Consider the following 21,159-nt stretch of genomic DNA (forward strand, 5'->3'; position numbering starts at 1 on the left):
CGGACCGTAAACTCCAGACTTCGTTCACGAGAACGATTTCTGGTTCTAAGTTCGAGAGCCGCGATGTTTCTCATCCTTGGCAACCGCTAAGCTTGCTTCCGAATAGTTGTCAGCAAAATCTGTCGTGAAAGGCGGAACGCTTCGTGAAGTTCAGAGTCGAGAAGGATGTCTTGGCCGAGGCCGTATCCTGGACTGCCCGCTCGCTTTCACAGCGCCCGCCTTCTCCGGTGCTTTCCGGAATTCTCATCACCGCGGCAAGCGGAACGGTTTCCCTGGCTGGTTTCGATTACGAAATTTCTGCCCACCTGGAAATTGGCGCCGATGTCGTCGAAGAAGGAACCATCCTGGTTTCTGGAAAGCTCTTGGCCGAGATCTGCCGCAGCCTGCCGCAGTCAACGGCAACGGTTGAAACCGATGGTTCAAAAGTCACGATCACTTGTGGCCGCAGTCGGTTCCATCTGGCCACCATGCCGGTAGCCGACTACCCGGAACTTCCGGTCCTTCCTGAAGTTTCCGGTGTCGTTGATGGCGAAGCCTTTGCCCAGGCCGTCAGCCAGGTGATCGTCGCTGCGTCCCGTGACGACACATTGCCCATCCTCACCGGCGTGAAGATGGAAATCGAAGACGACCTGATTACCTTCCTCGCAACGGACCGCTACCGACTAGCCATGCGTGAAGTCCGCTGGAAGCCCAGCACGCCAGGACTTTCCACATCAGCACTGGTCAAAGCCAAGACATTGAGTGAAGTTGCTAAGACTCTGGGTAACGCCGGCGAACTAAAAATCGCGTTAGGCGAAGGCAACGAACTCATCGGATTCGAAAGTGGAAGCCGCCGGACTACCTCGCTGCTGGTCGACGGCGACTACCCCAAGATCCGTTCACTATTCCCGGAAAACACACCGATTCATGCCACGGTACGCACCAGTGAACTGATCGAGGCAGTACGCCGCGTCGCTGTCGTTGCTGAACGAAACACCCCGGTGCGGCTTTCCTTCACCTCCGGCCAGCTTTCGTTGGATGCCGGTACGGGCGAGGATGCCCAGGCCGAGGAATCCATCGAAGCACAAATCGATGGCGAGGAAATCACCGTTGCGTTCAACCCCGCCTACCTGGGTGAAGGACTAAATGCGTTCGACAGCGACTATGTGCGCTTCTCATTCACCAGTGCACCGAAACCGGCCATGATGACGGCCCAGGCCTCGCTCGACGGTGAAGACAATGGCGACTACCGCTACCTGGTCATGCCCGTACGACTGCCGAACATCTCCGGCTAGAACGGCCCAAAACCCCGATTCCCGGGACCACCAACCATCAAATCCAGCGTGGAGGATTCATGCACATCGGACTAGTCGGCCCCGGGAAAAGTGTTCTCACCTCGCGGCCGCATGCGGCTGGTTTCGTGGCATCCCCCACCCTGGCGCCCGCGGTAGCGCCGGCTCACCCCTGTGGCGGGGCCACAGCAAATAATGCCCGAGTCTAGCGAAGCCACACGGTGTACATTTCACATGTTTCGCTGACGGATTTCCGCAGCTACGACCAGCTCGACCTTGAGCTGGCTCCCGGGACCAACGTACTGGTCGGAGCGAACGGCGTGGGTAAGACAAATATCGCGGAAGCCATCGGATATTTGGCCACGCTGTCTTCGCACCGGGTCCCGAACGACGGTCCGCTGCTTCGTTTCGGCACTGAACGAGCCATGGTCCGGGCCCGGGTTCACCGCGGACGCCAAACCACGGCGCTCGAGGTGGAAATTACCGCTGGCAAGGCTAACCGGGCAAGAATCAACCGAGCCAATCCAGTACGTTCACGCGAGATCCTGGGCATTGTGAAGACCGTGCTGTTTGCCCCCGAGGATCTGGCGCTGGTTAAGGGTGATCCGTCCAACCGCCGCCGGTTCCTAGATGACCTGCTCGTTTCCCTGCGCCCGGCTCAGGGTGCGAACCGCGGGGATTACGACAGGGTACTCAAACAGCGCAATGCCCTATTGAAATCCGCCCGCAAAGCTGGGAAGCTCAGCGAAACCCACGAGGCGACGCTGGAGGTCTGGGATCACCACCTGGCCCAGGCCGGTGCACGGCTGCTGCGTGGACGCCTCGAAGTGTTGGGCCTGCTCGCGCCGTATCTGGGGGCGGCTTACGCCTCGCTGACCGATGGCAGCAAACCCGCCTCCGCGTTCTACCGTTCCACCATCGTTGAAGACATCGAGGATGACGGGTCACCCGTTACTGCGACTCCCGGCATGATTCCGGGCTCCATCGCCTCCCCCGCACTGCTCGAGGCGGGGCTGCCCGAACTCGAGGAAATGTTCATGGCTGCCATCGCCTCGCACCGAAAAAAGGAAGTAGAACGCGGGATGACGCTTGTCGGCCCGCACCGGGATGAACTCGTGCTCTCGCTTGGACCCGCCCCAGCCAAGGGATATGCCTCCCACGGGGAGACCTGGTCGCTGGCCCTGGCCCTGCGTCTTGCCTCCTACAAGGTATTCGGGGAGGACGACCCGCGCGAGGGCGCCGGTCCGATCCTGATCCTCGATGACGTGTTCGCTGAACTCGATGTTTCACGGCGGGCCAAGCTCGCGGCCATAGTTGCCGGGGCGGATCAAGTCATAGTCACGGCAGCTGTGGCGGCGGACGTCCCAGCGGAACTCTCTGGCCGCGTGCTGAACGTCGGCCCGGGTGGCGTCACACCATGACGCAGCCCCCCGACGAGGGACCGACGGAGTTCGATGCGGCCCGGGCCATGCTCAACCGGATGCGGCAAGCAGCGCTAGCCCGCGGGGAAATCAGGATCGATGCGGCTTCAGCCCAGCGCATCAACCAGAAGATCTCCGAGCGCAAGGACGCGGACCGGTCCAAGCGGCGTAATTCGGCCGCCCCCGCCCAGTACAAGGATGGTCGGGACCCCCAGGGCATCGGCAACGTCTTCGGCCGGCTGGTGCGCGACCGCGGCTGGACTTCGCCCGTTGCCGTCGGATCGGTGATTTCGCGCTGGCCGGAGCTCGTAGGGCCGCAAATCGCCGAGCACTGCACGCCCGATTCGTTCGAGGACTCAACGGTGCTGGTGCGCTGCGATTCCACCGCCTGGGCGGCCCAATTGAAGTTGCTGAGCCACAGCCTGCTCAAGCGATTCGACGAAGAGTTGGGACAGGGTGTGGTCACGGTCATCCGGGTCTTGGGTCCCGCTGCACCGAACTGGCGCCACGGTATGCGAAGCGTTCCGGGGCGAGGTCCGAGGGACACCTACGGCTGATTAACGGCCGGGCACCAGCTTCGCCGCTGCCGAGTTAACAGACCCGGCGGCGCATGGAACCTCATTAAGGTCACTTTTGTGCCCTCCTGTGGAGCTTTTTAGGCCACTGAAGGGCAATTGGGGTGCGGTTATGCGCCGCAGATTACACGAAACGCGGTAGAATTCTAGACAGGGCGTCTGGCCGCAAGGTGCAGGCGCCGGTTCATGATCGGGTGCCTTGGGTTCCCGGCCTTCCACTGCACGAGGAGTCTGTAGCACCTGTGTCTACCGAGAACACCGAACCCCAGGATCCATCCGACGGCGAAGCAGTCGACCCCGGCACCGGAACCCAGGCGGCCCCGGCTGCCGCGAGCGGCAAGGTAGAGCACACCTACGGCGCCCAGGACATCACGGTGCTGGAGGGACTCGAGGCAGTACGCAAGCGTCCGGGCATGTACATCGGCTCCACGGGCCCGCGCGGCCTGCACCACCTCGTGTACGAAGTCGTCGACAACTCCGTTGATGAGGCGCTGGCCGGCTACTGCGACCACATCAAGATCACGCTGCAGGACGACGGCGGGGTCAGGGTCGTCGATAACGGCCGCGGTATTCCGGTGGACATCCACCCCACCGAGCACAAGCCCACGGTCGAGGTCGTCATGACGATCCTGCACGCCGGCGGCAAGTTCGGCGGCGGCGGCTACGCCGTTTCCGGTGGTCTGCACGGAGTCGGCATCTCCGTCGTGAATGCCTTGTCGGCACGCGTGGACACCGAGGTCAGGCGCCAGGGCAGCGTGTGGCGGATGACCTTCGCCGATGGTGGCAAGCCGCAGGGCACCCTGGTCAAGGGAGAAGACACCGACGAGACCGGAACCATCCAGACCTTTTACCCGGATCCGACGATCTTCGAGACCACCGTCTTCGATTTCGAGACGCTGCGCGCCCGCTTCCAGCAGATGGCCTTCCTGAACAAGGGCCTGCGCATCACCATGACCGATGAGCGTGCCCCGGCCGTGGACGGCGACGAGATCGCCACCGAAATCGATGAGGACGCCGAAACGGCACCCAAGCACAAGGTCGTCGACTATTTCTACAAGGACGGGCTGCTGGACTACGTCAAGCACCTGAACTCCTCCAAGAAGGTCGAACTCGTCCACGAGGACGTCATCGCGTTCGAATCTGAGGACACCACCAAGGGCATCTCCGTCGAGGTGGCGATGCAGTGGACGAACGCGTATTCCGAGTCGGTCCACACCTACGCGAATACCATCAACACCCACGAGGGCGGCACCCACGAAGAGGGCTTCCGCGCCGCGATGACCGGCCTGATCAACAGGTACGCCCGCGAAAAGGCGATCCTGAAGGAAAAGGACGAGAACCTTACCGGCGACGACATCCGCGAGGGCCTGACGGCCGTCATCTCGGTGAAGCTCGCCGAACCGCAGTTCGAGGGCCAGACCAAGACCAAGCTAGGCAACTCCATGGCCAAGGGCTTCGTCCAGGGCGTGGTCAATGAGGAACTCGGTGACTGGCTCGAGCGCAACCCGAACACCGCGCGGGACATCATCCGCAAGGCCCAGCTCGCCTCGCAGGCCCGCATGGCAGCGCGCAAGGCACGCGACAACGCGCGCCGAAAGTCCCCGCTGGAATCCTTCGGCATGCCCGGAAAGCTCTCAGACTGTTCCTCGAAGAACCCGGTCGAGTGTGAGGTCTTCATCGTGGAGGGCGACTCGGCAGGCGGTTCGGCCAAGCGTGGGCGCGATCCGCGCGTACAGGCCATCCTGCCTCTGCGTGGCAAGATCCTGAACGTCGAACGCGCCCGGCTCGACCGTGCGTTGGGCAATGCAGAGGTCCAGGCCATGATCACCGCCTTCGGTACCGGCATCGGCGAGGAATTCGACCTGGCCAAGCTTCGTTACCACAAAATCGTGTTGATGGCAGATGCCGATGTCGACGGCCAGCACATCACCACGCTGCTGCTGACGCTGCTCTTCCGTTTCATGCGCCCGCTGATCGAAAACGGCTATGTGTACCTGGCGATGCCGCCGCTGTATCGGATCAAGTGGTCCAACTCGGCGCACGAATACGTGTACTCGGACAAGGAACGCGACGAGGCCCTGCTGGCCGGTTCGGCCAAGAACAAGCGCCTGCCCAAGGACAACGGCATCCAGCGCTACAAGGGCCTGGGCGAGATGGACTACTCGGAGCTGTGGGACACCACCATGGATCCGGCTCACCGCACCCTGCGCCAGATCACCATGGAAGACGCTGCTGCATCTGACCAGGTCTTCTCCGTACTCATGGGTGAGGACGTCGAATCCCGACGCAACTTCATCCAGCAGAACGCCAAGGACGTGCGCTTCCTGGACATCTAGTCCCGGCCCGCCCCACCCTGCGTTCCCCCAGACTGTGACAAAAGGAAGAAACCGATGAGCGACGAGAGCATCCCACAAGCAGACGGCCTCGAGCCGGCACCCATCGAGGGTGCCGTGGTCGACCGCATCGACCAGATCGACCTGCAGACCGAAATGCAGCGGTCCTACCTGGACTATGCCATGGCGGTCATCGTCGGCCGTGCCCTGCCCGACGTGCGCGATGGCTTGAAGCCCGTACACCGCCGCGTCATCTACGCGATGTTCGATGGCGGCTACCGCCCCGAGCGCTCGTACAACAAGTGCGCCCGCGTCGTTGGCGAGGTCATGGGCCAGTACCACCCGCACGGCGATACGGCGATCTACGATGCGTTGGTGCGCCTGATCCAGGACTGGACCATGCGTTACCCGCTGGCCCTGGGCCAGGGCAACTTCGGCTCCCCCGGCAACGACGGCGCCGCCGCGCCGCGTTACACCGAAACCAAGATGGCCCAGCTGGCCATGGAAATGGTCCGGGACATCGACGAAGACACCGTCGACTTCCAAGACAACTACGACGGCAAGAACCAGGAACCCACGATCCTGCCGGCGCGCTTCCCGAACCTGCTGGTTAACGGCTCCTCCGGCATCGCCGTGGGCATGGCGACCAACATCCCGCCGCACAACCTGCGCGAGGTAGCCTCCGGAGTCCAGTGGTACCTGGAGAACCCCGAGGCCTCACGCGAGGAGCTGCTCGAGGAGCTGCTGCTGCGCGTCAAGGGCCCGGATTTCCCCACCGGCGCGCTCATCCTGGGCCACAAGGGCATCGAGGACGCTTACCGCACGGGCCGCGGCTCGATCACGATGCGTGCCGTGGTCAGCGTCGAGGAACTGCAGGGTCGCACCTGCCTGGTGGTCACCGAGCTTCCGTACCAGGCCAACCCGGACAACCTGGCGATCAAGATCGCCGACTTGGTCAAGGACGGGAAGATCTCAGGCATCGCCGACCTGCGCGATGAAACCTCCGGCCGTACCGGCCAGCGCCTGGTCATCGTGCTCAAGCGAGATGCCGTCGCCAAGGTCGTGCTGAACAACCTGTACAAGCACACCGAATTACAGTCGAACTTCTCGGCGAACATGCTCGCCATCGTCGACGGGGTGCCACGCACGCTCTCGCTCGATGCGTTCATCCGCCACTGGGTTGCCCACCAGCTCGAGGTCATCGCCCGACGCACCCGCTACCGCCTGCGCAAGGCCGAGGAAGAAGCGCACATCCTGCGTGGCCTGCTCAAGGCCCTGGACATGCTCGACGAGGTCATCGCGCTCATCCGCGCCTCGAACACCACCGAGATGGCACGAGACGGACTGATGGGCCTGCTGGACATCGACGAGCTCCAGGCCCGCGCGATCCTCGATATGCAGTTGCGCCGCCTGGCTGCGCTGGAACGCCAGAAGATCCAGGATCGCCATGCGGAACTGGAATCGATGATCGCCGAGTTCAACGCGATCCTCGCCTCCGAGTCGCGCCAGCGCCAGATCATCAGCACCGAGCTGGCCGAAATCGTCGCCAAGCACGGCGATGACCGCCGCGCGAAGATCCTGATGGGCTACGACGGCGACATGAGCGTCGAGGACCTGATCCCCGAGGAAGAAATGGTTGTCACCATTACCCGCGGCGGATACGTCAAGCGCACCCGGTCGGACAATTACCGCTCGCAGAATCGCGGCGGCAAGGGCATCAAGGGCGCTGCGCTGCGCGGGGACGATGTGGTCGAGCACTTCTTCGTCACCACCACCCACGACTGGCTGCTTTTCTTCACCAACCACGGCCGGGTCTACCGCTCCAAGTGCTACGAACTTGCGGAGGCCGGGCGCGACGCCAAGGGCCAGCACGTGGCGAACCTGCTGGCCTTCCAGCCGGACGAGCACATTGCTCAGGTCTTGGATCTGCGCAACTACGAGCAGGCCCCGTACCTGGTGCTTGCCACCCGCAACGGCCTGGTCAAGAAGACGCGTCTGGTCGACTACGACACCAACCGCTCCGCCGGCGTGATCGCCATCAACCTGCGCGAGGGCGACGAACTGGTTTCGGCTCGCCTGGTTTCGGCTGAAGACGATTTGATGCTGGTTTCCCGCAAGGGTCAATCGGTGCGCTTCACCGCGACGGATGAGGCACTGCGCCCGATGGGCCGCAACACCTCGGGCGTCACCGGCATGAAGTTCCGCGATGAGGACGAACTGCTCGCGGCGGACGTCGTCACCGAGGGATCATTTGTGTTCATCGTCACAGAGGGCGGCTATGCCAAGCGCACCTCGGTCGATGAATACCGCGTGCAGTCGCGGGGTGGTCTGGGCATCAAGGTGGCCAAGTTGGCCGAGGAGCGCGGCCATCTGGCCGGCGCCCTGATTGCCAATGAAGAAGACGAAGTGCTGGTGGTCATGGAGGGTGGCAAGGTCGTTCGCTCCGATGTCTCGCAGGTTCCAGCCAAGGGCCGCGACACCATGGGCGTGATCTTCGCGAAGCCGGACAAGAAGGACCGCATCATCGCCGTAGCCAAGAACGTGGAGCGCGGACTCGGCGGAGACTCCGAGGATGATGCAGTACCGTTGGTTGACGAACAGTCCCAGGACCAGGTTCCGCAGGGCGCTGGCGCGCAGGACGATGCGCCGCAAGCCACCATCATGGTGGAAACGCCGACTGACGGAGCCGAAAACGACGGAGGTAATGCGTGAGCACCCCCAATACTCCACGCCCGGCAACTCCCCGTCCGGCGGCAGGCAACGGAGCAGGCCGCCCGGCCGCGCCGCGACAGACCCCGGCGGGAGCTTCCCGTCCGGCAGGCGCGGCGCGCCCGCCGGCAGCGGGTCAGCGCCCGGCAGGCGCACAGCGCCCGCCCGCAGCGGGCCAGCGCCCAGCGGGAGCTCGGCCCCCGGCGGCGGGCCAGCGGCCCCAGCAGCTGGTGCGCCCCGCACCCAAGGCCAAGGTCCGCAAGGCCCGCCTGCTCATCAGCAAGGTCGACCCCTGGTCGGTGCTGAAGATGGCGTTCCTGCTTTCCGTGGCGCTGGGCATCGTCACCGTGGTGGCGTCCGTCGTGCTCTGGTCGGTCCTCGACCTCACTGGAACCTTCGACCGGGTCAATGAACTGCTGCAGCAGATCGTTGGCACCACCGACAGCAAGTTCGACCTCAAGACGCTGGCATCGCTGGGGCAGGTTGCCTCGTTCGCTACCATCATCGCCGTGGTGAACGTGGTCCTGCTGACCGCACTCGCCATGCTCTCGGCAGTGCTTTACAACATCTCCTCGACCTTGGTCGGCGGCATTGGCGTGACGCTCACCGACGACTAAAAGCAGTCGGTTTCGGCCCCCGAAAAGGTTCCATGTGGACAGCGTCGGGGGCCGATTTGTTTCTTTGGCATTTCGTCAGGTAGAGTCTTATCTCGTCCTCACGGGGACAAAGAGGGCGCATAGCTCAGGCGGTTAGAGCGCTTCGCTGATAACGAAGAGGTCCCAGGTTCAAGTCCTGGTGCGCCCACGGATCCCCTCATCCGTACATGGAAGAACGGAGCTCCGCATGCGGAAACTACTATTGGTGGTTGCCACGGTTGCTGGAGTCGCCGGATATCTGAAATGGAAGGAATCCGAGGCCGATAAGGCCACATGGAGCAAGGCAACTGATAAGGTTGTTTAGCAACACTTCGGGGGCATGGCGCAATTGGTAGCGCACCTGCTTTGCAAGCAGGGGGTTCGGGGTTCGAGTCCCCGTGCCTCCACCGAAGAAAAGAAGTCCCGGATCGGAAGATCCGGGACTTCTTTGTTTAATCAGTGGCTTTGGACCCCGGAGTAGGCTCCGGGCATCTGTTTTCAGAAAATGTGACTCAAAGTACAAAACTGCTTCACGGCCGGAATCGAGCCAGGTGAAGCTCCAGCGAACCCTAGAGTGTACGGGTGATGTATCTTCTCGCGCTGATCGGCGTTCTCGGCGTTTCGGCGTCCGGGCCCATTGTTGCAGCGTTCCCCTCAGTTCCCGCGCTCTCCATGGCCCTGTGGCGCAACGCCTTGGGAACTGCTGTGATGGCCGCTCCCGTCCTCGTACGCGATCCGAGGTCCTTTGGTCGCCTAAGGCGCCGCGAGTGGGGCTGGAGTGCCGCTGCAGCCTTGTCGCTGGCTCTTCACTTCGCCTGCTTCATGACATCGATCAGAATGACCAGCGTTGCTGCCGCAACGGCCTTGGTCTGCCTCCAAGCCGCCTGGATCGCCCTCTTCCAGACGCTGCAGGGCGTACGGTATGGCTGGAGAGTCGGCGCCGGGTCGCTCTTGGCCGTGGCGGGTGTGATCGTGATCACCGGATTCGATCTAGGTGGATCGTCCCAGGCGCTGACCGGGGACCTGCTGGCCATTCTCGGTGGCGTCCTGGCTGCCTCCTACACGCTGTGTGGGGCGAAGGCCCGCGAAAGCATGGGGACCGGCACCTATACGAGCCTTTGCTACGGCATGACCGCGGCGGTCCTGCTGGTCATGTGCCTGGCCCTTGGAGAACCACTGTGGGGATTCGGTGTCAAAGGGTGGATCGGGATCATCGCGCTGGCCATCTGTGCCCAGGTGCTCGGGCATTCGGTCTTCAACCACCTACTCTCCAGCATGGGCCCGCTGACGGTTTCCACGCTGGTCCTCTTCGAGATTCCGGGTGCGGCGATCTTGGCTGCCGTCTTCCTGGGCCAGGAACTTCCGGCAGGTACGGTGGTGGGCCTAGTCATCATCCTGGCCGGGCTCTACTTCGTGGTCCGTGGCCAGGTACCGCGCAAAGCGGCCCTATCTACCGCCGAATAGTGGCGGTGGCTACGAGTGGGGAAAACGAAGGCGGGAACACCCCAAGGGTGTTCCCGCCTTCCTCCCGGCGGGTGCCGGTCGGCAGAAGCTAGGCCTTCGGATCTGCGTCCTTGGCCCGCGGTGCCGGCTTCGGGCCGGGCTTGGGAGTCGCGGACTTGGCCTCGCCGGTTTCAGTTGTCGTCCCCGCGTCGTCGAGCGCCTCTTCGGCGGAGGACACGGCATGGCGGGCGCTGGCCTTGACCGACGCGGCGGCCTCGGTGGCATCTTCCTTCACGGATTCGGCTGCCTGGGCGGCAGCCTCGGCTGTTGCCGATCCGGTCTCGGCAACCTCCTCGAAGGTTTCGGCGATCTTTTCGCGCACCGTTTCCACCGGAGTTTCCTTGGCGGCCGGGACGGTTGCCGGTTCGATCGGAGCCGGGGACTTCCACGGATCATCGACCGGGCGCGAGGCGCGCCATGCCGCGACACCGGCCGTTGCAGCGGTGGCACAGACGGCAAAGATCAGCAGTCCCCTGCGGCGCTTGTGCTTGCGCTGTTCCTTGGACAGTTCCTTGGCGGCCTCATGGGCGACGGCTGCCGCTGCCTTCTGGGCCCGGGCCAGCGCCTTGGGATCGGGGGTGGGAAGGGAATCAAGCTTCCGCGCCGTGTATTCGGCCGCCTCGCCCAGCTTGGCGCTGGCTGCGGGAATGTAGTCGTTCACGACGACGTCGCGGGCGTGCTGCAGGGCCGGGGCGGCCTTGTCCAGCGTGTCACTGATGACCGGTGTCGCACGGTCAACTGCCTGCTGCAGGCGAGGCGCGGCATCGTCGATGGCGTCGGAGATCCTAGGGCCGACCTTTTCCAGGCCCTCCTGCAGGTAGGGGGTCACCCGGGCGACGCCATCGGACAATTCCTGGGCGGCGCGGGTCAAACCCTCCTGGATTTTGGGGGATGCCGATTCAATGCCCCTTTCAATGCGCGGCACCGCCCACTTCACGGCAGCGTCGACGCGCGGAGCCGCCCAATCCTTGGCATGTTCCGCGCCGGAAACAACGGTGTCGCTGAAATCTCGGACAATACGGTCAGACTTTTTCATAGGACCCTCCATCGAATTGGAACTTCGCCCCTAGCCTACGTCGTGAGCACCTCTCATGGAGGCCCCGGGCAAGATCGGTGGCGCACACTCACCGGTGTTCACTGAACGCGTAGCGCTGGAGTTCGGGGTAGATCGGCGACATGGAAGAATGAACGCATGACTGCAATCCCCACACACAAGGCCATCATCCACACCAACGCCGGTGACATCGTCGTCAGCCTCTTCGGGAACCACGCCCCGAAGACGGTCAAGAACTTCGTTGGTCTCTCCACCGGCGAGCAGGCTTGGACCGACCCGAGCTCGGGCGAAGAAAAGACCGGCACCCCCCTGTACAACGGGACGATCTTCCACCGCATCATCTCCGACTTCATGATTCAGGGCGGGGACCCACTGGGCCAGGGCATTGGCGGCCCGGGCTACAACTTCGATGACGAGATCAGCCCGGATCTGGACTTCACCGCACCGTACAAGCTGGCCATGGCCAACGCCGGCACCCGCGGCGGCAAGGGCACCAACGGTTCCCAGTTCTTCATCACCTCGATCCCGACCACTTGGCTGCAGGGCAAGCACACCATCTTCGGTGATGTCGTTGACGCCGATTCACGCGCCGTGGTCGACAAGCTGAACGCCGTTGCAACCGACGGCCGCGACAAGCCGCTCGAAGACGTCGTGATCTCCAGCATCGAGATCGAAGCACTCTAAACCGACTCCCGACCGGAAACGGTCGAGTAGCGATTTGCGGCCCTGCCGCGGTTTCCCGAATCGGAACCCGCGGCAGGGCCGTCTCGTTTAACCAGCCAGCCCACCCATACACAGCCCAGGAGTCCCCATGAATTTCGGCGCCACCCCTGAACAATCCCCGACGCAGGTCCCGGTATGCCCCAGGCATCCCGACCGCGTCTCGTATGTCAGCTGCCAGCGCTGCGGTCGGCCCGCCTGCCCCGATTGCCAGGTTACTGCCGCCGTGGGCACCCAGTGTGTGGATTGCGTGCGCGAATCCGCCAAGACCGTCCCGCAGACCAGAACGGCCTTCGGCGGCAGGGCAGTCGGTGGCAGGCCGATCATCACCTACATCCTGATTGGGCTGTGTGTCGTCGTCTACGTCCTGCAACTGCTCATTCCGGGTGTCAGTGGCCTTGTGCAGTACGCGGGCCTGTACACAAGCCCCTACTTCGAATTCGAACCGTGGCGGATGATCACCTCGGCATTCGCACATGATCCCGGTTCCGTTTTCCACATCCTGTTCAACATGTATGCCCTGTATCTATGCGGACGCTACCTGGAACCGGTGCTTGGAAGGATGCGCTTCCTGGCGCTCTACCTGATCTCGGCCCTGGGAGGATCGGTGGGCGTCTTGTTGCTGTCGGACCCTCGGGTGCCCGTCGTGGGGGCCTCAGGGGCCGTTTTCGGATTGTTCGCTGCCATGTTCGTGCTCTTGCGTTCGCGCGGCGTGCCGGCCACCCAGATCCTGGTTCTCGTGGGGCTGAATCTGGCGCTGGGGTTCTTCATGACGGGCATTTCCTGGGAAGGCCATGTGGGGGGCTTGGTGACCGGTGGGCTCGTTGCCTCGGTGTTCGCGTTCGCGCCCAAGGGGCCGAACCGGCAACTGCTCCAGTGGGTGGGAACAGGGCTTGTCCTGGCTCTTTTGGTGGCCTTGACGATCTTTGGGTACAACAACATTCGACTGGGTTAGGCGCTGGCCGGGGAACCAGATCCGATATCCACACAGGTTATCCACACTGTTAATAACTTACAGAGGTGTAATTCAGCGGCGGAATAGGGTATGAGAACCCCGGAAGGTGGCGCTGAAACGGGTTATCAACATCAGAAGGGCGGGATGTGCACAATTTCATCCACAGCTGTGGATAACTTAGTGCACAACCTGTGTAGAGCGAATTGTTCCGGCAACTGAAGCTAGAAGCATGATTTTTTCGAATACTTAGACGATTTTTCGAGGGGTTGTGGGCATGGGTGGCGCGGAAGTAGTGTTGTCCACACTAGTTATCCACATTGTTAATAACCCAGCTTCCGGCTTTGCGGGAGGCCGGAAGGGCTGCTTGTCGGCAATGACGGGGATCCGGCCCAGTTACCAACAATTTCATCCACAGCTGTGGATAACTATGTTCACAGCTTGTGGCTAAGTGATCGACATCCACGAAAGCGGTAACAGTGATGGAACCGGACTTCCGAGCCCTGGGCGGTGGGCACGGCTAATGCAAAGTCGGTAGCGGTGGAATCCAACCCCGGCGCAACACGCGCCCAACGGTGCTTCTGATGACGAAAGACCCCTGTTAGAACTGGTGATTGTCGAGATCATCAGTGCAACAGGAGTCCTTCCATGCCATCTTCCCCCATCACCCGCATCCGCCGCCAGCTGGAGGACCTGCCCCGGGACCTCGCCCAGCACATCGAGGCGCAATCCATCGCCGAGGTCTTGGCCTTGTTTCCCGATCCCCGCAAGCCCCGCGGCGTCCGCCATGCCCTGGCCTGGATCCTGGCCACCACCCTGTGCGCCGTGCTCGCCGGCTCGAAATCCTTTGCCGCCATCGCTGACTGGGCGCTTCACGCCGCCGACACCTCCCTGCACGGCACCGGCTTCCGAGCCCCGCACGTGACCACCTACCAACGCGTCCTGGGTTCCCTTGACGCCGACGCGTTCGACCAGGCCGTGGGAACCTGGGTACGCACCCGCATCGATGCCCAGGTCATTGCCATCGATGGCAAGGAGGTCCGTGGCGCCAAGCACGCAGGCGGAACCCGGGTGCACCTGATGGCCGCGGTCGACCACAACACCGGCGCCGTCCTGGGACAAGTCGAGGTTGGTGGGAAAACCAATGAGATCACGCAATTCGAGACGCTCCTGGAAACCCTGGGTGACCTGCAGGGCAGGATCTTTACCGCCGACGCCCTGCATACCCAGCGGGCTCACGCCGAGTTCCTCCACCAGCAGGGGGCGCATTTCGTGCTCACCGTGAAAGCCAACCAGCCCAAGCTGCTCAAGCACTTGACTGCCCTGCCGTGGGAGCTTGCACCGGTGGGCAATGACCAGCGCGATACGGGCCATGGACGCCGGGCCATCCGGAGGATCAAGGTCTCCAGCGTCCCGAAAGGCCTGGGCTTCCCCCACGTCGCCCAAGTGGCCCAACTGATCCGCAAAACCAAGAAACGAGGCACGAACACCTGGTCCATCGAAACGGTCTACATCATCACCTCCGTGCCCGTGCATCGGGGCAGCCCAAAGCAACTGAACACCTGGGTCCGGGGGCACTGGGGCATAGAAAACGGTCTCCATTGGCGGAGGGACTCAATTTATTTGGAGGACAAATCACAGGTCCGGACCGGATCAGCACCCCGGGTGATGGCCTCCATGCGGAGCCTGGCGATCAGCGTCCTACTGCTGGCCGGCACCAAGAATGTCGCCCAGGGCAACCGCAAGATGTCCTTCAACCCGGCCCGTCCAATGAAAACCATTGGGATTACGGGCCTATCAACGACTTTGCATTAGCCGTGGGCGGTGGGGACGTCGCCGCATGGAGCAGGCTATGCAATCTCCTGGCGGAGGTTGACCAGACCGGGGAATTCTATGAACCCGAAGACTTGGCCGAAGAGCTGCTGGCCCCCGGGTTCGACGCCGACCTTGACTGTCTCGCAGTTTGGGACGGCGAGGAAATGACGGGTTACGTCCAAGTCGGCGTGGCGGACAGCTTACGTGATGGACTGGCCAGAGGGTCGATCATGGGTGGGGTGCTTCCGGACTTTCGTCGGCAGGGACTGGGTGGGAGGCTCATGGACTTTGCCGAGGCTCGCGTCGTTGAACTCTCGACGAACCTCCATCCGCATGCTGCCTTGTCGGTCGATCTTCATGCGAATCTGGATGTTGCGAACTCGGACGTGCTGGCACACGCCCGGGGGTACCTGCCCGTGCGCTACTTCCAGCAGATGGGCTTGCAGCTCGAGCACCTTGAGCCGGCAATGCTTTCGCTGCCTGATGCGGAAACGGCGCCCATGATCCGTACCTACTCCCCCCAATTCACGGATGGCGTACGCGGTGCGCACAACGAGGCCTTCGCCGATCATTGGGGCTCGACCTCCCACTCGACAAGTCGCTGGAATACCTATACCTCTGCGCGCAGCTTCCGCCCGGGCTTCGGGCGCCTGCTGGTGGAGCCGTCATCCGATGGGGACCCACTGGGCCGGGTCCTGTCCTATGTGCTGAGTTCCGAGTGGGTCCCGGGTGAGCTTTATGTCGACCTGGTCGGGACACGTCGCGCGGCCCGCGGAAAGGGCTACGCAGCGGTGCTGTTGTCCGAAGTGCTTAGGGCAGCAGCGGCCGCCGGCTACCGAAGGGTCGAGCTGCAGGTGGACTCGGAGAGCCCCACCGGCGCCGTCGGCCTGTATGAGCGGCTCGGCTTCGGGCGCATTCGTACGATGGTCGTTCACCAGCGGATCTTTCCCGCCACAGCCGCCTAGGTGCGTGGGTCGGTAGTCGGGTGCCGGGCTCAAATGATTCTTAAAACGCCGAGGAATTAACCAGGGCCGCAAAGGGGTCGCTGGAAGAATGAGGGGTATGAACTCCCCTTCTTCTTCCATCCCGCAGGACGGCTTGTTCGACGCATCCCTGGTGGAGCGCCTCGAGCCCGTTGATGACGGGCTGATGGATGCCAACGGCGGGGAGCGGAAGCGGTTCAGGGCCTTTGAACCCGATGCGGTGATGCTGGTGCCACCCTCCCTGGAGGAGTGGCTGCCCGAGGGGCACCTGGCCCGGTTCATCGCCGAACTGGTCGAGAACGAGCTGGACCTGACCCGGTTCTACGCCTCCCACAAAAAGGCCAAGGGCCAGCCGCCGTACGACCCACGGCTGATGCTGCGCATCGTGCTCTACGGCTACTGCACCGGGGTCCGCTCCTCCCGCCAGCTGGAGCGCGCATGCACGGATGTGGTCGCGTTGCGCTGGCTGGCTGCCCAACAGGCCCCGGATTTCCGATCCATCGGCCGCTTCCGCCAACGCCACCTGGCCGCCTTGGCCAACGTGTTCCTGCAGGCGCTAGAACTCTGCCGGGCCGCGGGCATGGTCAAACTCGGGATGGTCGCGCTGGACGGAACGAAGCTGCGGGCCAACGCCTCTCGGCACAAGGCGATGTCCTACGCGCGGCTGACCGAAAAGCAGAAGGTCCTGGCCCAGGAGATCAGCGATCTGATGGCGGAGGCCAAGACCGTGGACGAGTCCGAGGATGCGAAGTTCGGTCCCGGTAAGCGCGGGGACGAGCTGCCGGTGGAACTGGCCAACCGGCAGGCCCGGTCCAAGGCCATGGCCGCCGCGCGGGCTTCCTTGGAGCAGGAGGCCGCGGACAAGGCACGGGCCGAAGCCGAAGAGAAGGCCGCCAAGCGCGGGGATGACGATGACGAGATCACCGGTGCCGGTGACACCGCGGCCCGGAAGGCGGAACCGAAGCCCGCGGCGCAACGGAATTTCACGGATCCGGAAGCGCGGATCATGAAGACCGCCGACGGGTCCTATCACTATTGCTATAACGCGCAGGCGGTGGTGGACGCCGGGCATCAGGTCATTGTTGCCGCCGAGTTGGGCCAAGGGGCCAACGATTACGGACAGCTGGTCCCCATGGTCGAGCGGGTCCAGGAAAACCTGGGCATGATGCCCAAAACGTTGAGCGCCGATGCCGGGTACTGCTCGAAGGCGAACCTGGTGGAGGCGGGGCGGATGGAGGCGGAGCACGGGACCGGGTTCTTCATCTCCACCGCCCGGGTGAAGCACGCCACCCCGATCCCGGAGTCCCCGCGGGGCCGGATCCCGGCGAACGCCACCTTGGGTGAGCGGATGGCCCGGAAGCTGAAGACCAAGCCCGGCAAACAGGTCTACTCGCGCCGGAAGGTCATCGTGGAACCGGTGTTCGGGCAGATCAAAACCCGTCAGGGTAAGCACTTGTTGTTGCGCGGACTTCAGAACGCGCAGGCGGAGTGGAAGTTGTTGGCGGCAGGGCATAACCTGCTCAAGTTGCATGCGTTCCGGGCCCAGGGTGCCGGATAGCCAGGGTCGGAGGTGGGCCCTGGCGCTGCGCGCCAGAACCCACTGGTCCGGTTTGAGGGCCCCGGGGAAGGGCGGATGCGCCCGAAGGCCTTTTTCTCCGTGGTGCGACCCTGCGGCGGCCGGGCCGGTATTCCTTCGTGTGTGGTGCCGTTGGTCAAACGACTACCGACCCACGCACCTAGAAGAGCGGAATGATCAACAGCGCGGCAATGACCAGCATGACCACTGCGACCGCCGCATCGAGGATCCGCCATGACAGGGGCTTGGCAAAGAACCCGTGCAGGAGGCGGGCGCCGAAGCCCAGCGCTCCAAACCAGATGATGCTGGCCAGGACGGCTCCGACGCCGAACTTCCAGCGGCCGGGATCACCCTGGGCGGAGGCCACGGAACCGAGCAGGACCACCGTGTCAAGGTAGACGTGGGGGTTCAGCCAGGTCAGCGCCAGGGTTGTGAGAATCACGGGTCCACGAGAGGGCCCCGAAGCACCCTCCTCCACTGACATGGTGGCGGGATGCAGCGCTCGTTTGGCGGCGAATACCGCATAGGTGAGCAGGAACAAGGCGCCTCCGATCCTCGCCGCAGAAAGGATCCATGGCGCAGCCGAGACCAGGAATCCCAGGCCGGCGATTCCCGCGAAGATCAGCACGGCATCGGAAACGGCGCAGACCAGGACCACCGCCCACACATGTTGACGCCTCAGCCCCTGACGAAGAACGAAGGCGTTCTGGGCTCCGATGGCGGCAATAAGTGAGAGGCCCGTACCGAAACCGGTGAGCAAAGGAAGTGAAAGCACCTATCGAAACTACTGGGCTTTAATTTCCTCGTCCAGCTAATGTTTCTTACCTTCCATTAGAGTTTCTAAGTATGGATTTCAGCATGGAGCAGTTGCGCACCCTTTCGGCGGTCATTGAGACGGGAAGCCTGGAGGCCGCTGCGGCAGGCCTGCAGCTCACGGCATCCGCCGTGAGCCAACGGCTCAAGGCCATGGAACTGCAAGCCGGCTCCGTGCTGGTGGTCCGCACCCGCCCGGTCAGAGCGACGGCGAGCGGGGAAATCCTCCTGACCTTGGCCAGGCAGGTACTCCTGCTGGGTGCCGAGGCCGAGGCGGCACTGGTGGGCCCGGAGTCCGATGTCGACCCGGGACGGGTGCACGTGACCGTTGCGGTGAACGCCGATTCACTGGCCAGCTGGTTCGGTGCCGCACTATCTGGTTTGGCGCGGGAAACGGGGCTGAGCGTCGAGATCCTGCGCGAGGACGAGGAGCATGCCAGTGGGCTGCTTCGATCGGGGTCCGTCATGGGGGCAGTGACAACCAAGAAGGCCCCGGTCCAGGGATGCTCGTCGACCCGCCTGGGGGTCATGCGTTATCGGGCCATGGCAAACCCGGAATTCGCCGAGCGCTGGTTTGGCTCCGGCTCCGACCCTGCATCCATCGCCGGAGCACCTGCCGTCCATTTCGATCGCAACGACTCGCTCCAGACATCGATGCAGCGCATGATCGCCCGGGAAATCGGGCTTCAGGGGCTGGTGTTTGCCCCGGCCTTCTACGTCCCCGATTCTCGCCAATACGTCAATGCAGTGGTTCTGGGGCTGGGGTGGGGCATGGTGCCGGACGTGCAAGACCCTGCAGACGGGTCGCTCGTCAGGTTGAACCCGGGCTGGGAGCACTCCGTCACTTTGTACTGGCAGCGATGGAAACTGGAATCCGCGGCGCTGGATCGGATCACCAAAGTGGTCCTGGATGCCGCGGCGGAAGCCGGACTTGACGGTCCAAACCCAAAACTCAACGACGGGTAGCTTTGTGTCCTGGTGTTGATCCGTGTCTGCCTCACCGCGCACCAGCTCATCATCACCGGCTTCCTCACTCCCCTCCAAGATTGCGGTCCCGGTGGGTAAAATTCATGGTGGATCCGCGGATGCTCCGCCATGGCATGGATCTCTGGTTGCCCCTTCCCGGCGCAGGCATCACGATCAGGGACATCGCCGCTGATTGGCGCAACTGCACCGTTGAATTGCGTCAGCTGCCTTGGAACCGCAACTACGTGGGGGTCCCCACCCGCTCATCGCCGTGACGGCTCCGTTTTGGACGATGGCGGTGCCGCACAACGTGGGCCCGGGATACGTCGTGTGGGACAAGGTCGCCACTGGTTCCATGTGGACTTTCTCGACGTATCGGGTGAGGTGGTGCCAGTGGTGCACAAGGAGCCCAACGTCAGGACAAGTCCGGGTCGAAAATTTGAGCCCCGTCCCGGTTTTCCGGGACGGGGCTCAACAAAGCCTTGGTCAGGAACCGGGAGGGCCGATGATCAGCAGCACCGTGGTGATGGCGGCTACGGCGACGAGGCCAACCACTCCCGCCAGCAACGGGCGGCGTAGGCACAGTGCCTGGACCTTTTCGATGAAGGAGACGGGGGCTTCCCCTCCCGGGGCAAGCCGCCAGCCGCCTTCGAGCAGCCCGTGCTTTGCGGCGGAACGCTCGAACGGCAAGGTGGCGAACGGGATGATGGCCGAGAACAGGCCAGCGACGCCGCGTCCGAAGCTCCAGCGCTGATTGACCCAGACGAAACAGGTCACGATGCAGTAGGAAATGAAGACGATGCCGTGGATCAGGCCGAAGACACGCACCAGGGCGTCGGTGACTCCCGTGTATTTGAACACCATTCCGGTGATCAGCAATGCCCAGGTGACCATCTCCGCCGCCGCCAGGGCGCCATAGAGCCGCTTGGGTGGCAGCGTACCCAGGGCCGGAAGATCCCGGGTGGCTTCGTCGTTGATCGTGGGCATGGTGGTGTCCTTTCGCTGCGCCTGCTGCAGGCGTTCAAACGGTCTGCGGAGGGGCTGGTAGCCTGAAAATCGGTGCACATGCGCACCACCGGACGATGGCGCCGTACCCGGACTGCGACAAGACGGCCACCGAAAGGAAACGGTGCGCCATGTCTTGGATCGTACTTATTATTTCCGGCCTCTTCGAGGCCGTCTGGGCCGTGGCCCTAGGGACCAGCGAGGGTTTCACCAAGGTGGTGCCCAGCATCGTGTTCGGGGTGGGGCTGGTGATCAGCATGGTGGGTTTGGCATATGCCATGCGTGAGATTTCCACCGGTACAGCGTATGCCGTCTGGGTGGGCATCGGGGCCTCGCTGGCCGTGGGCTACGGGATGATCTTCGGAGGCGAAAGCGTCAGCATCCTGAAGATCGGACTCATCATGCTGCTGATCGGCTGCGTGGTGGGCCTGAAATTCGTTGACTAGCGCCAGCCGGTAGTCATGAAGAAGCCGACCATCGCCAAGCCGAAGCCAATCACGATGTTCCAGGCGTCGATGCCCGGGATCGGGAACGCTGTCTGCGTGATGTAGTAGACCATGATCCAGAGCAGGCCCAGCAGCATCAGCCCGAACATGATCGGCTTGTACCAGACGGGCAGGGGGCGGTGATCGGCGTGGGCCGAGGCCTCCGGCTGTTGTTTCCGCCGGTTGCGACGGGTCTTTGACTCGGGCACTGCAACTCCTTCAATCGGGTGCGCCGGCAGATCCGAAAGTAGGCTTCGCCGAACGATAGTCTGTAAGTCAGTGGGAATGGCACCCGTTTCGGCGTGCAGCCCACACCCTTCAATACTAGCGGGTATGGCCGCGG

At 63.2% G+C, this 21,159-nt stretch carries 20 protein-coding genes, 2 tRNA genes and 1 riboswitch; of the genes, 18 read left to right on the plus strand and 4 right to left on the minus strand.

Annotated elements, in window-relative coordinates; all coding sequences use genetic code 11:
* The first annotated feature begins 143 nt into the window (after nt 1-143).
* The 10 genes from dnaN to E9229_RS05470 all read left to right on the plus strand — a co-directional run bounded on the left by dnaN (nt 144) and on the right by E9229_RS05470 (nt 10,408).
* On the plus strand, nt 144-1,274 hold the full coding sequence (gene dnaN / locus E9229_RS05430; RefSeq protein WP_183510254.1) for a DNA polymerase III subunit beta: 1,131 nt from the start codon (nt 144-146) through the stop codon (nt 1,272-1,274).
* A gap of 218 nt (nt 1,275-1,492) precedes the next feature.
* Nucleotides 1,493-2,692: a DNA replication/repair protein RecF gene (gene recF / locus E9229_RS05435; RefSeq protein WP_183510255.1), complete on the plus strand. Its 1,200-nt coding sequence runs from the start codon at nt 1,493-1,495 to the stop codon at nt 2,690-2,692.
* Nucleotides 2,689-3,249 carry a DUF721 domain-containing protein gene (locus tag E9229_RS05440; protein WP_183510256.1) on the plus strand — a complete coding sequence of 187 codons (561 nt, stop codon included), beginning with the start codon at nt 2,689-2,691 and terminating at the stop codon, nt 3,247-3,249. Before recF ends, E9229_RS05440 begins: the two co-directional genes overlap by 4 nt.
* A gap of 260 nt (nt 3,250-3,509) precedes the next feature.
* Complete coding sequence (gyrB, locus tag E9229_RS05445; protein ID WP_183510257.1) at nt 3,510-5,603, plus strand: DNA topoisomerase (ATP-hydrolyzing) subunit B; 2,094 nt, start codon at nt 3,510-3,512, stop codon at nt 5,601-5,603.
* A 54-nt stretch (nt 5,604-5,657) separates the two neighbouring features.
* Entirely contained in the window at nt 5,658-8,312 is a 2,655-nt protein-coding gene (gene gyrA / locus E9229_RS05450) for a DNA gyrase subunit A (RefSeq protein ID WP_183510258.1), read from the plus strand.
* Entirely contained in the window at nt 8,309-8,926 is a 618-nt protein-coding gene (locus tag E9229_RS18965) for a DUF3566 domain-containing protein (RefSeq protein WP_183510259.1), read from the plus strand. The genes gyrA and E9229_RS18965 overlap by 4 nt, the downstream gene beginning before the upstream one ends.
* Nucleotides 8,927-9,039: 113 nt before the next feature.
* Nucleotides 9,040-9,113, plus strand: a tRNA-Ile gene (locus E9229_RS05460).
* Nucleotides 9,114-9,152: 39 nt separating this feature from the next.
* The gene (locus E9229_RS18970) at nt 9,153-9,269 is read left to right on the plus strand and encodes a DLW-39 family protein (protein WP_221184383.1); all 117 of its coding nucleotides are present in this window, start codon (nt 9,153-9,155) and stop codon (nt 9,267-9,269) included.
* Nucleotides 9,270-9,278: 9 nt separating this feature from the next.
* Nucleotides 9,279-9,351: transfer RNA gene (locus E9229_RS05465), tRNA-Ala, on the plus strand.
* A 175-nt stretch (nt 9,352-9,526) separates the two neighbouring features.
* Complete coding sequence (locus tag E9229_RS05470) at nt 9,527-10,408, plus strand: DMT family transporter (RefSeq protein ID WP_183510261.1); 882 nt, start codon at nt 9,527-9,529, stop codon at nt 10,406-10,408.
* Between the two features lie 88 nt (nt 10,409-10,496).
* Here the strand turns inward: E9229_RS05470 and E9229_RS05475 are convergent, their stop codons facing one another.
* Nucleotides 10,497-11,483, minus strand: coding sequence for a hypothetical protein (locus E9229_RS05475; RefSeq protein WP_183510262.1), 987 nt, complete (start codon nt 11,481-11,483; stop codon nt 10,497-10,499).
* 156 nt (nt 11,484-11,639) lie between these two features.
* Between E9229_RS05475 and E9229_RS05480 the strand changes: the two genes are divergently transcribed.
* From E9229_RS05480 to E9229_RS05500, 5 genes are all read left to right on the plus strand, one after another.
* Complete coding sequence (locus E9229_RS05480) at nt 11,640-12,185, plus strand: peptidylprolyl isomerase (protein ID WP_183510263.1); 546 nt, start codon at nt 11,640-11,642, stop codon at nt 12,183-12,185.
* Between the two features lie 262 nt (nt 12,186-12,447).
* Nucleotides 12,448-13,176, plus strand: coding sequence for a rhomboid family intramembrane serine protease (locus E9229_RS05485; RefSeq protein ID WP_312855608.1), 729 nt, complete (start codon nt 12,448-12,450; stop codon nt 13,174-13,176).
* Nucleotides 13,177-13,821: 645 nt separating this feature from the next.
* On the plus strand, nt 13,822-14,988 hold the full coding sequence (locus E9229_RS05490; protein WP_221184360.1) for an ISAs1 family transposase: 1,167 nt from the start codon (nt 13,822-13,824) through the stop codon (nt 14,986-14,988).
* 2 nt (nt 14,989-14,990) lie between these two features.
* Complete coding sequence (locus tag E9229_RS05495; protein WP_345075397.1) at nt 14,991-15,953, plus strand: GNAT family N-acetyltransferase; 963 nt, start codon at nt 14,991-14,993, stop codon at nt 15,951-15,953.
* Between the two features lie 184 nt (nt 15,954-16,137).
* A complete protein-coding gene (locus E9229_RS05500) occupies nt 16,138-17,529 on the plus strand; it encodes an IS1182 family transposase (RefSeq protein ID WP_246380589.1) in 1,392 nt (463 codons plus the stop codon).
* A 178-nt stretch (nt 17,530-17,707) separates the two neighbouring features.
* On the opposite strand, the gene E9229_RS05505 is transcribed toward E9229_RS05500, so the two are convergent.
* The gene (locus E9229_RS05505) at nt 17,708-18,322 is read right to left on the minus strand and encodes a LysE/ArgO family amino acid transporter (RefSeq protein ID WP_183510267.1); all 615 of its coding nucleotides are present in this window, start codon (nt 18,320-18,322) and stop codon (nt 17,708-17,710) included.
* Nucleotides 18,323-18,405: 83 nt separating this feature from the next.
* Here E9229_RS05505 and E9229_RS05510 point away from each other — a divergent pair, with 83 nt between their 5' ends.
* Together E9229_RS05510 and E9229_RS19655 are read left to right on the plus strand one after the other, a co-directional pair.
* A complete protein-coding gene (locus tag E9229_RS05510; RefSeq protein WP_246380370.1) occupies nt 18,406-19,326 on the plus strand; it encodes a LysR family transcriptional regulator ArgP in 921 nt (306 codons plus the stop codon).
* A 146-nt stretch (nt 19,327-19,472) separates the two neighbouring features.
* The gene (locus E9229_RS19655) at nt 19,473-19,601 is read left to right on the plus strand and encodes a hypothetical protein (protein WP_281369462.1); all 129 of its coding nucleotides are present in this window, start codon (nt 19,473-19,475) and stop codon (nt 19,599-19,601) included.
* Nucleotides 19,602-19,812: 211 nt separating this feature from the next.
* Here E9229_RS19655 and E9229_RS05515 read toward each other — a convergent pair whose 3' ends face one another.
* Nucleotides 19,813-20,313 carry a DUF3817 domain-containing protein gene (locus tag E9229_RS05515; protein WP_183510269.1) on the minus strand — a complete coding sequence of 167 codons (501 nt, stop codon included), beginning with the start codon at nt 20,311-20,313 and terminating at the stop codon, nt 19,813-19,815.
* Between the two features lie 66 nt (nt 20,314-20,379).
* Nucleotides 20,380-20,444, plus strand: a riboswitch (guanidine-III (ykkC-III) riboswitch).
* A gap of 18 nt (nt 20,445-20,462) precedes the next feature.
* Between E9229_RS05515 and E9229_RS05520 the strand changes: the two genes are divergently transcribed.
* A complete protein-coding gene (locus tag E9229_RS05520; protein ID WP_183510270.1) occupies nt 20,463-20,777 on the plus strand; it encodes a DMT family transporter in 315 nt (104 codons plus the stop codon).
* On the opposite strand, the gene E9229_RS05525 is transcribed toward E9229_RS05520, so the two are convergent.
* Complete coding sequence (locus E9229_RS05525) at nt 20,774-21,025, minus strand: cell division protein CrgA (protein ID WP_183510271.1); 252 nt, start codon at nt 21,023-21,025, stop codon at nt 20,774-20,776. The genes E9229_RS05520 and E9229_RS05525 overlap by 4 nt on opposite strands.
* Nucleotides 21,026-21,159 lie beyond the last annotated feature (134 nt).

This window comes from Paeniglutamicibacter cryotolerans (assembly GCF_014190875.1).
Taxonomy (GTDB): Bacteria; Actinomycetota; Actinomycetes; order Actinomycetales; family Micrococcaceae; genus Paeniglutamicibacter; species Paeniglutamicibacter cryotolerans.

What these genes read in the sequence shown, in the direction of transcription:
- E9229_RS05480 (WP_183510263.1), top strand. Translation starts at nt 11,640, where the DNA reads ATGACTGCAATCCCCACACACAAGGCCATCATCCACACCAACGCCGGT.
- E9229_RS05500 (WP_246380589.1), top strand. Translation starts at nt 16,138, where the DNA reads ATGGATGCCAACGGCGGGGAGCGGAAGCGGTTCAGGGCCTTTGAACCC.
- E9229_RS05475 (WP_183510262.1), bottom strand. Translation starts at nt 11,483, where the DNA reads ATGAAAAAGTCTGACCGTATTGTCCGAGATTTCAGCGACACCGTTGTT.
- E9229_RS18970 (WP_221184383.1), top strand. Translation starts at nt 9,153, where the DNA reads ATGCGGAAACTACTATTGGTGGTTGCCACGGTTGCTGGAGTCGCCGGA.
- E9229_RS05520 (WP_183510270.1), top strand. Translation starts at nt 20,463, where the DNA reads ATGTCTTGGATCGTACTTATTATTTCCGGCCTCTTCGAGGCCGTCTGG.
- E9229_RS05510 (WP_246380370.1), top strand. Translation starts at nt 18,406, where the DNA reads ATGGAGCAGTTGCGCACCCTTTCGGCGGTCATTGAGACGGGAAGCCTG.
- E9229_RS05490 (WP_221184360.1), top strand. Translation starts at nt 13,822, where the DNA reads ATGCCATCTTCCCCCATCACCCGCATCCGCCGCCAGCTGGAGGACCTG.
- gyrA (WP_183510258.1), top strand. Translation starts at nt 5,658, where the DNA reads ATGAGCGACGAGAGCATCCCACAAGCAGACGGCCTCGAGCCGGCACCC.
- E9229_RS05515 (WP_183510269.1), bottom strand. Translation starts at nt 20,313, where the DNA reads ATGCCCACGATCAACGACGAAGCCACCCGGGATCTTCCGGCCCTGGGT.
- E9229_RS05440 (WP_183510256.1), top strand. Translation starts at nt 2,689, where the DNA reads ATGACGCAGCCCCCCGACGAGGGACCGACGGAGTTCGATGCGGCCCGG.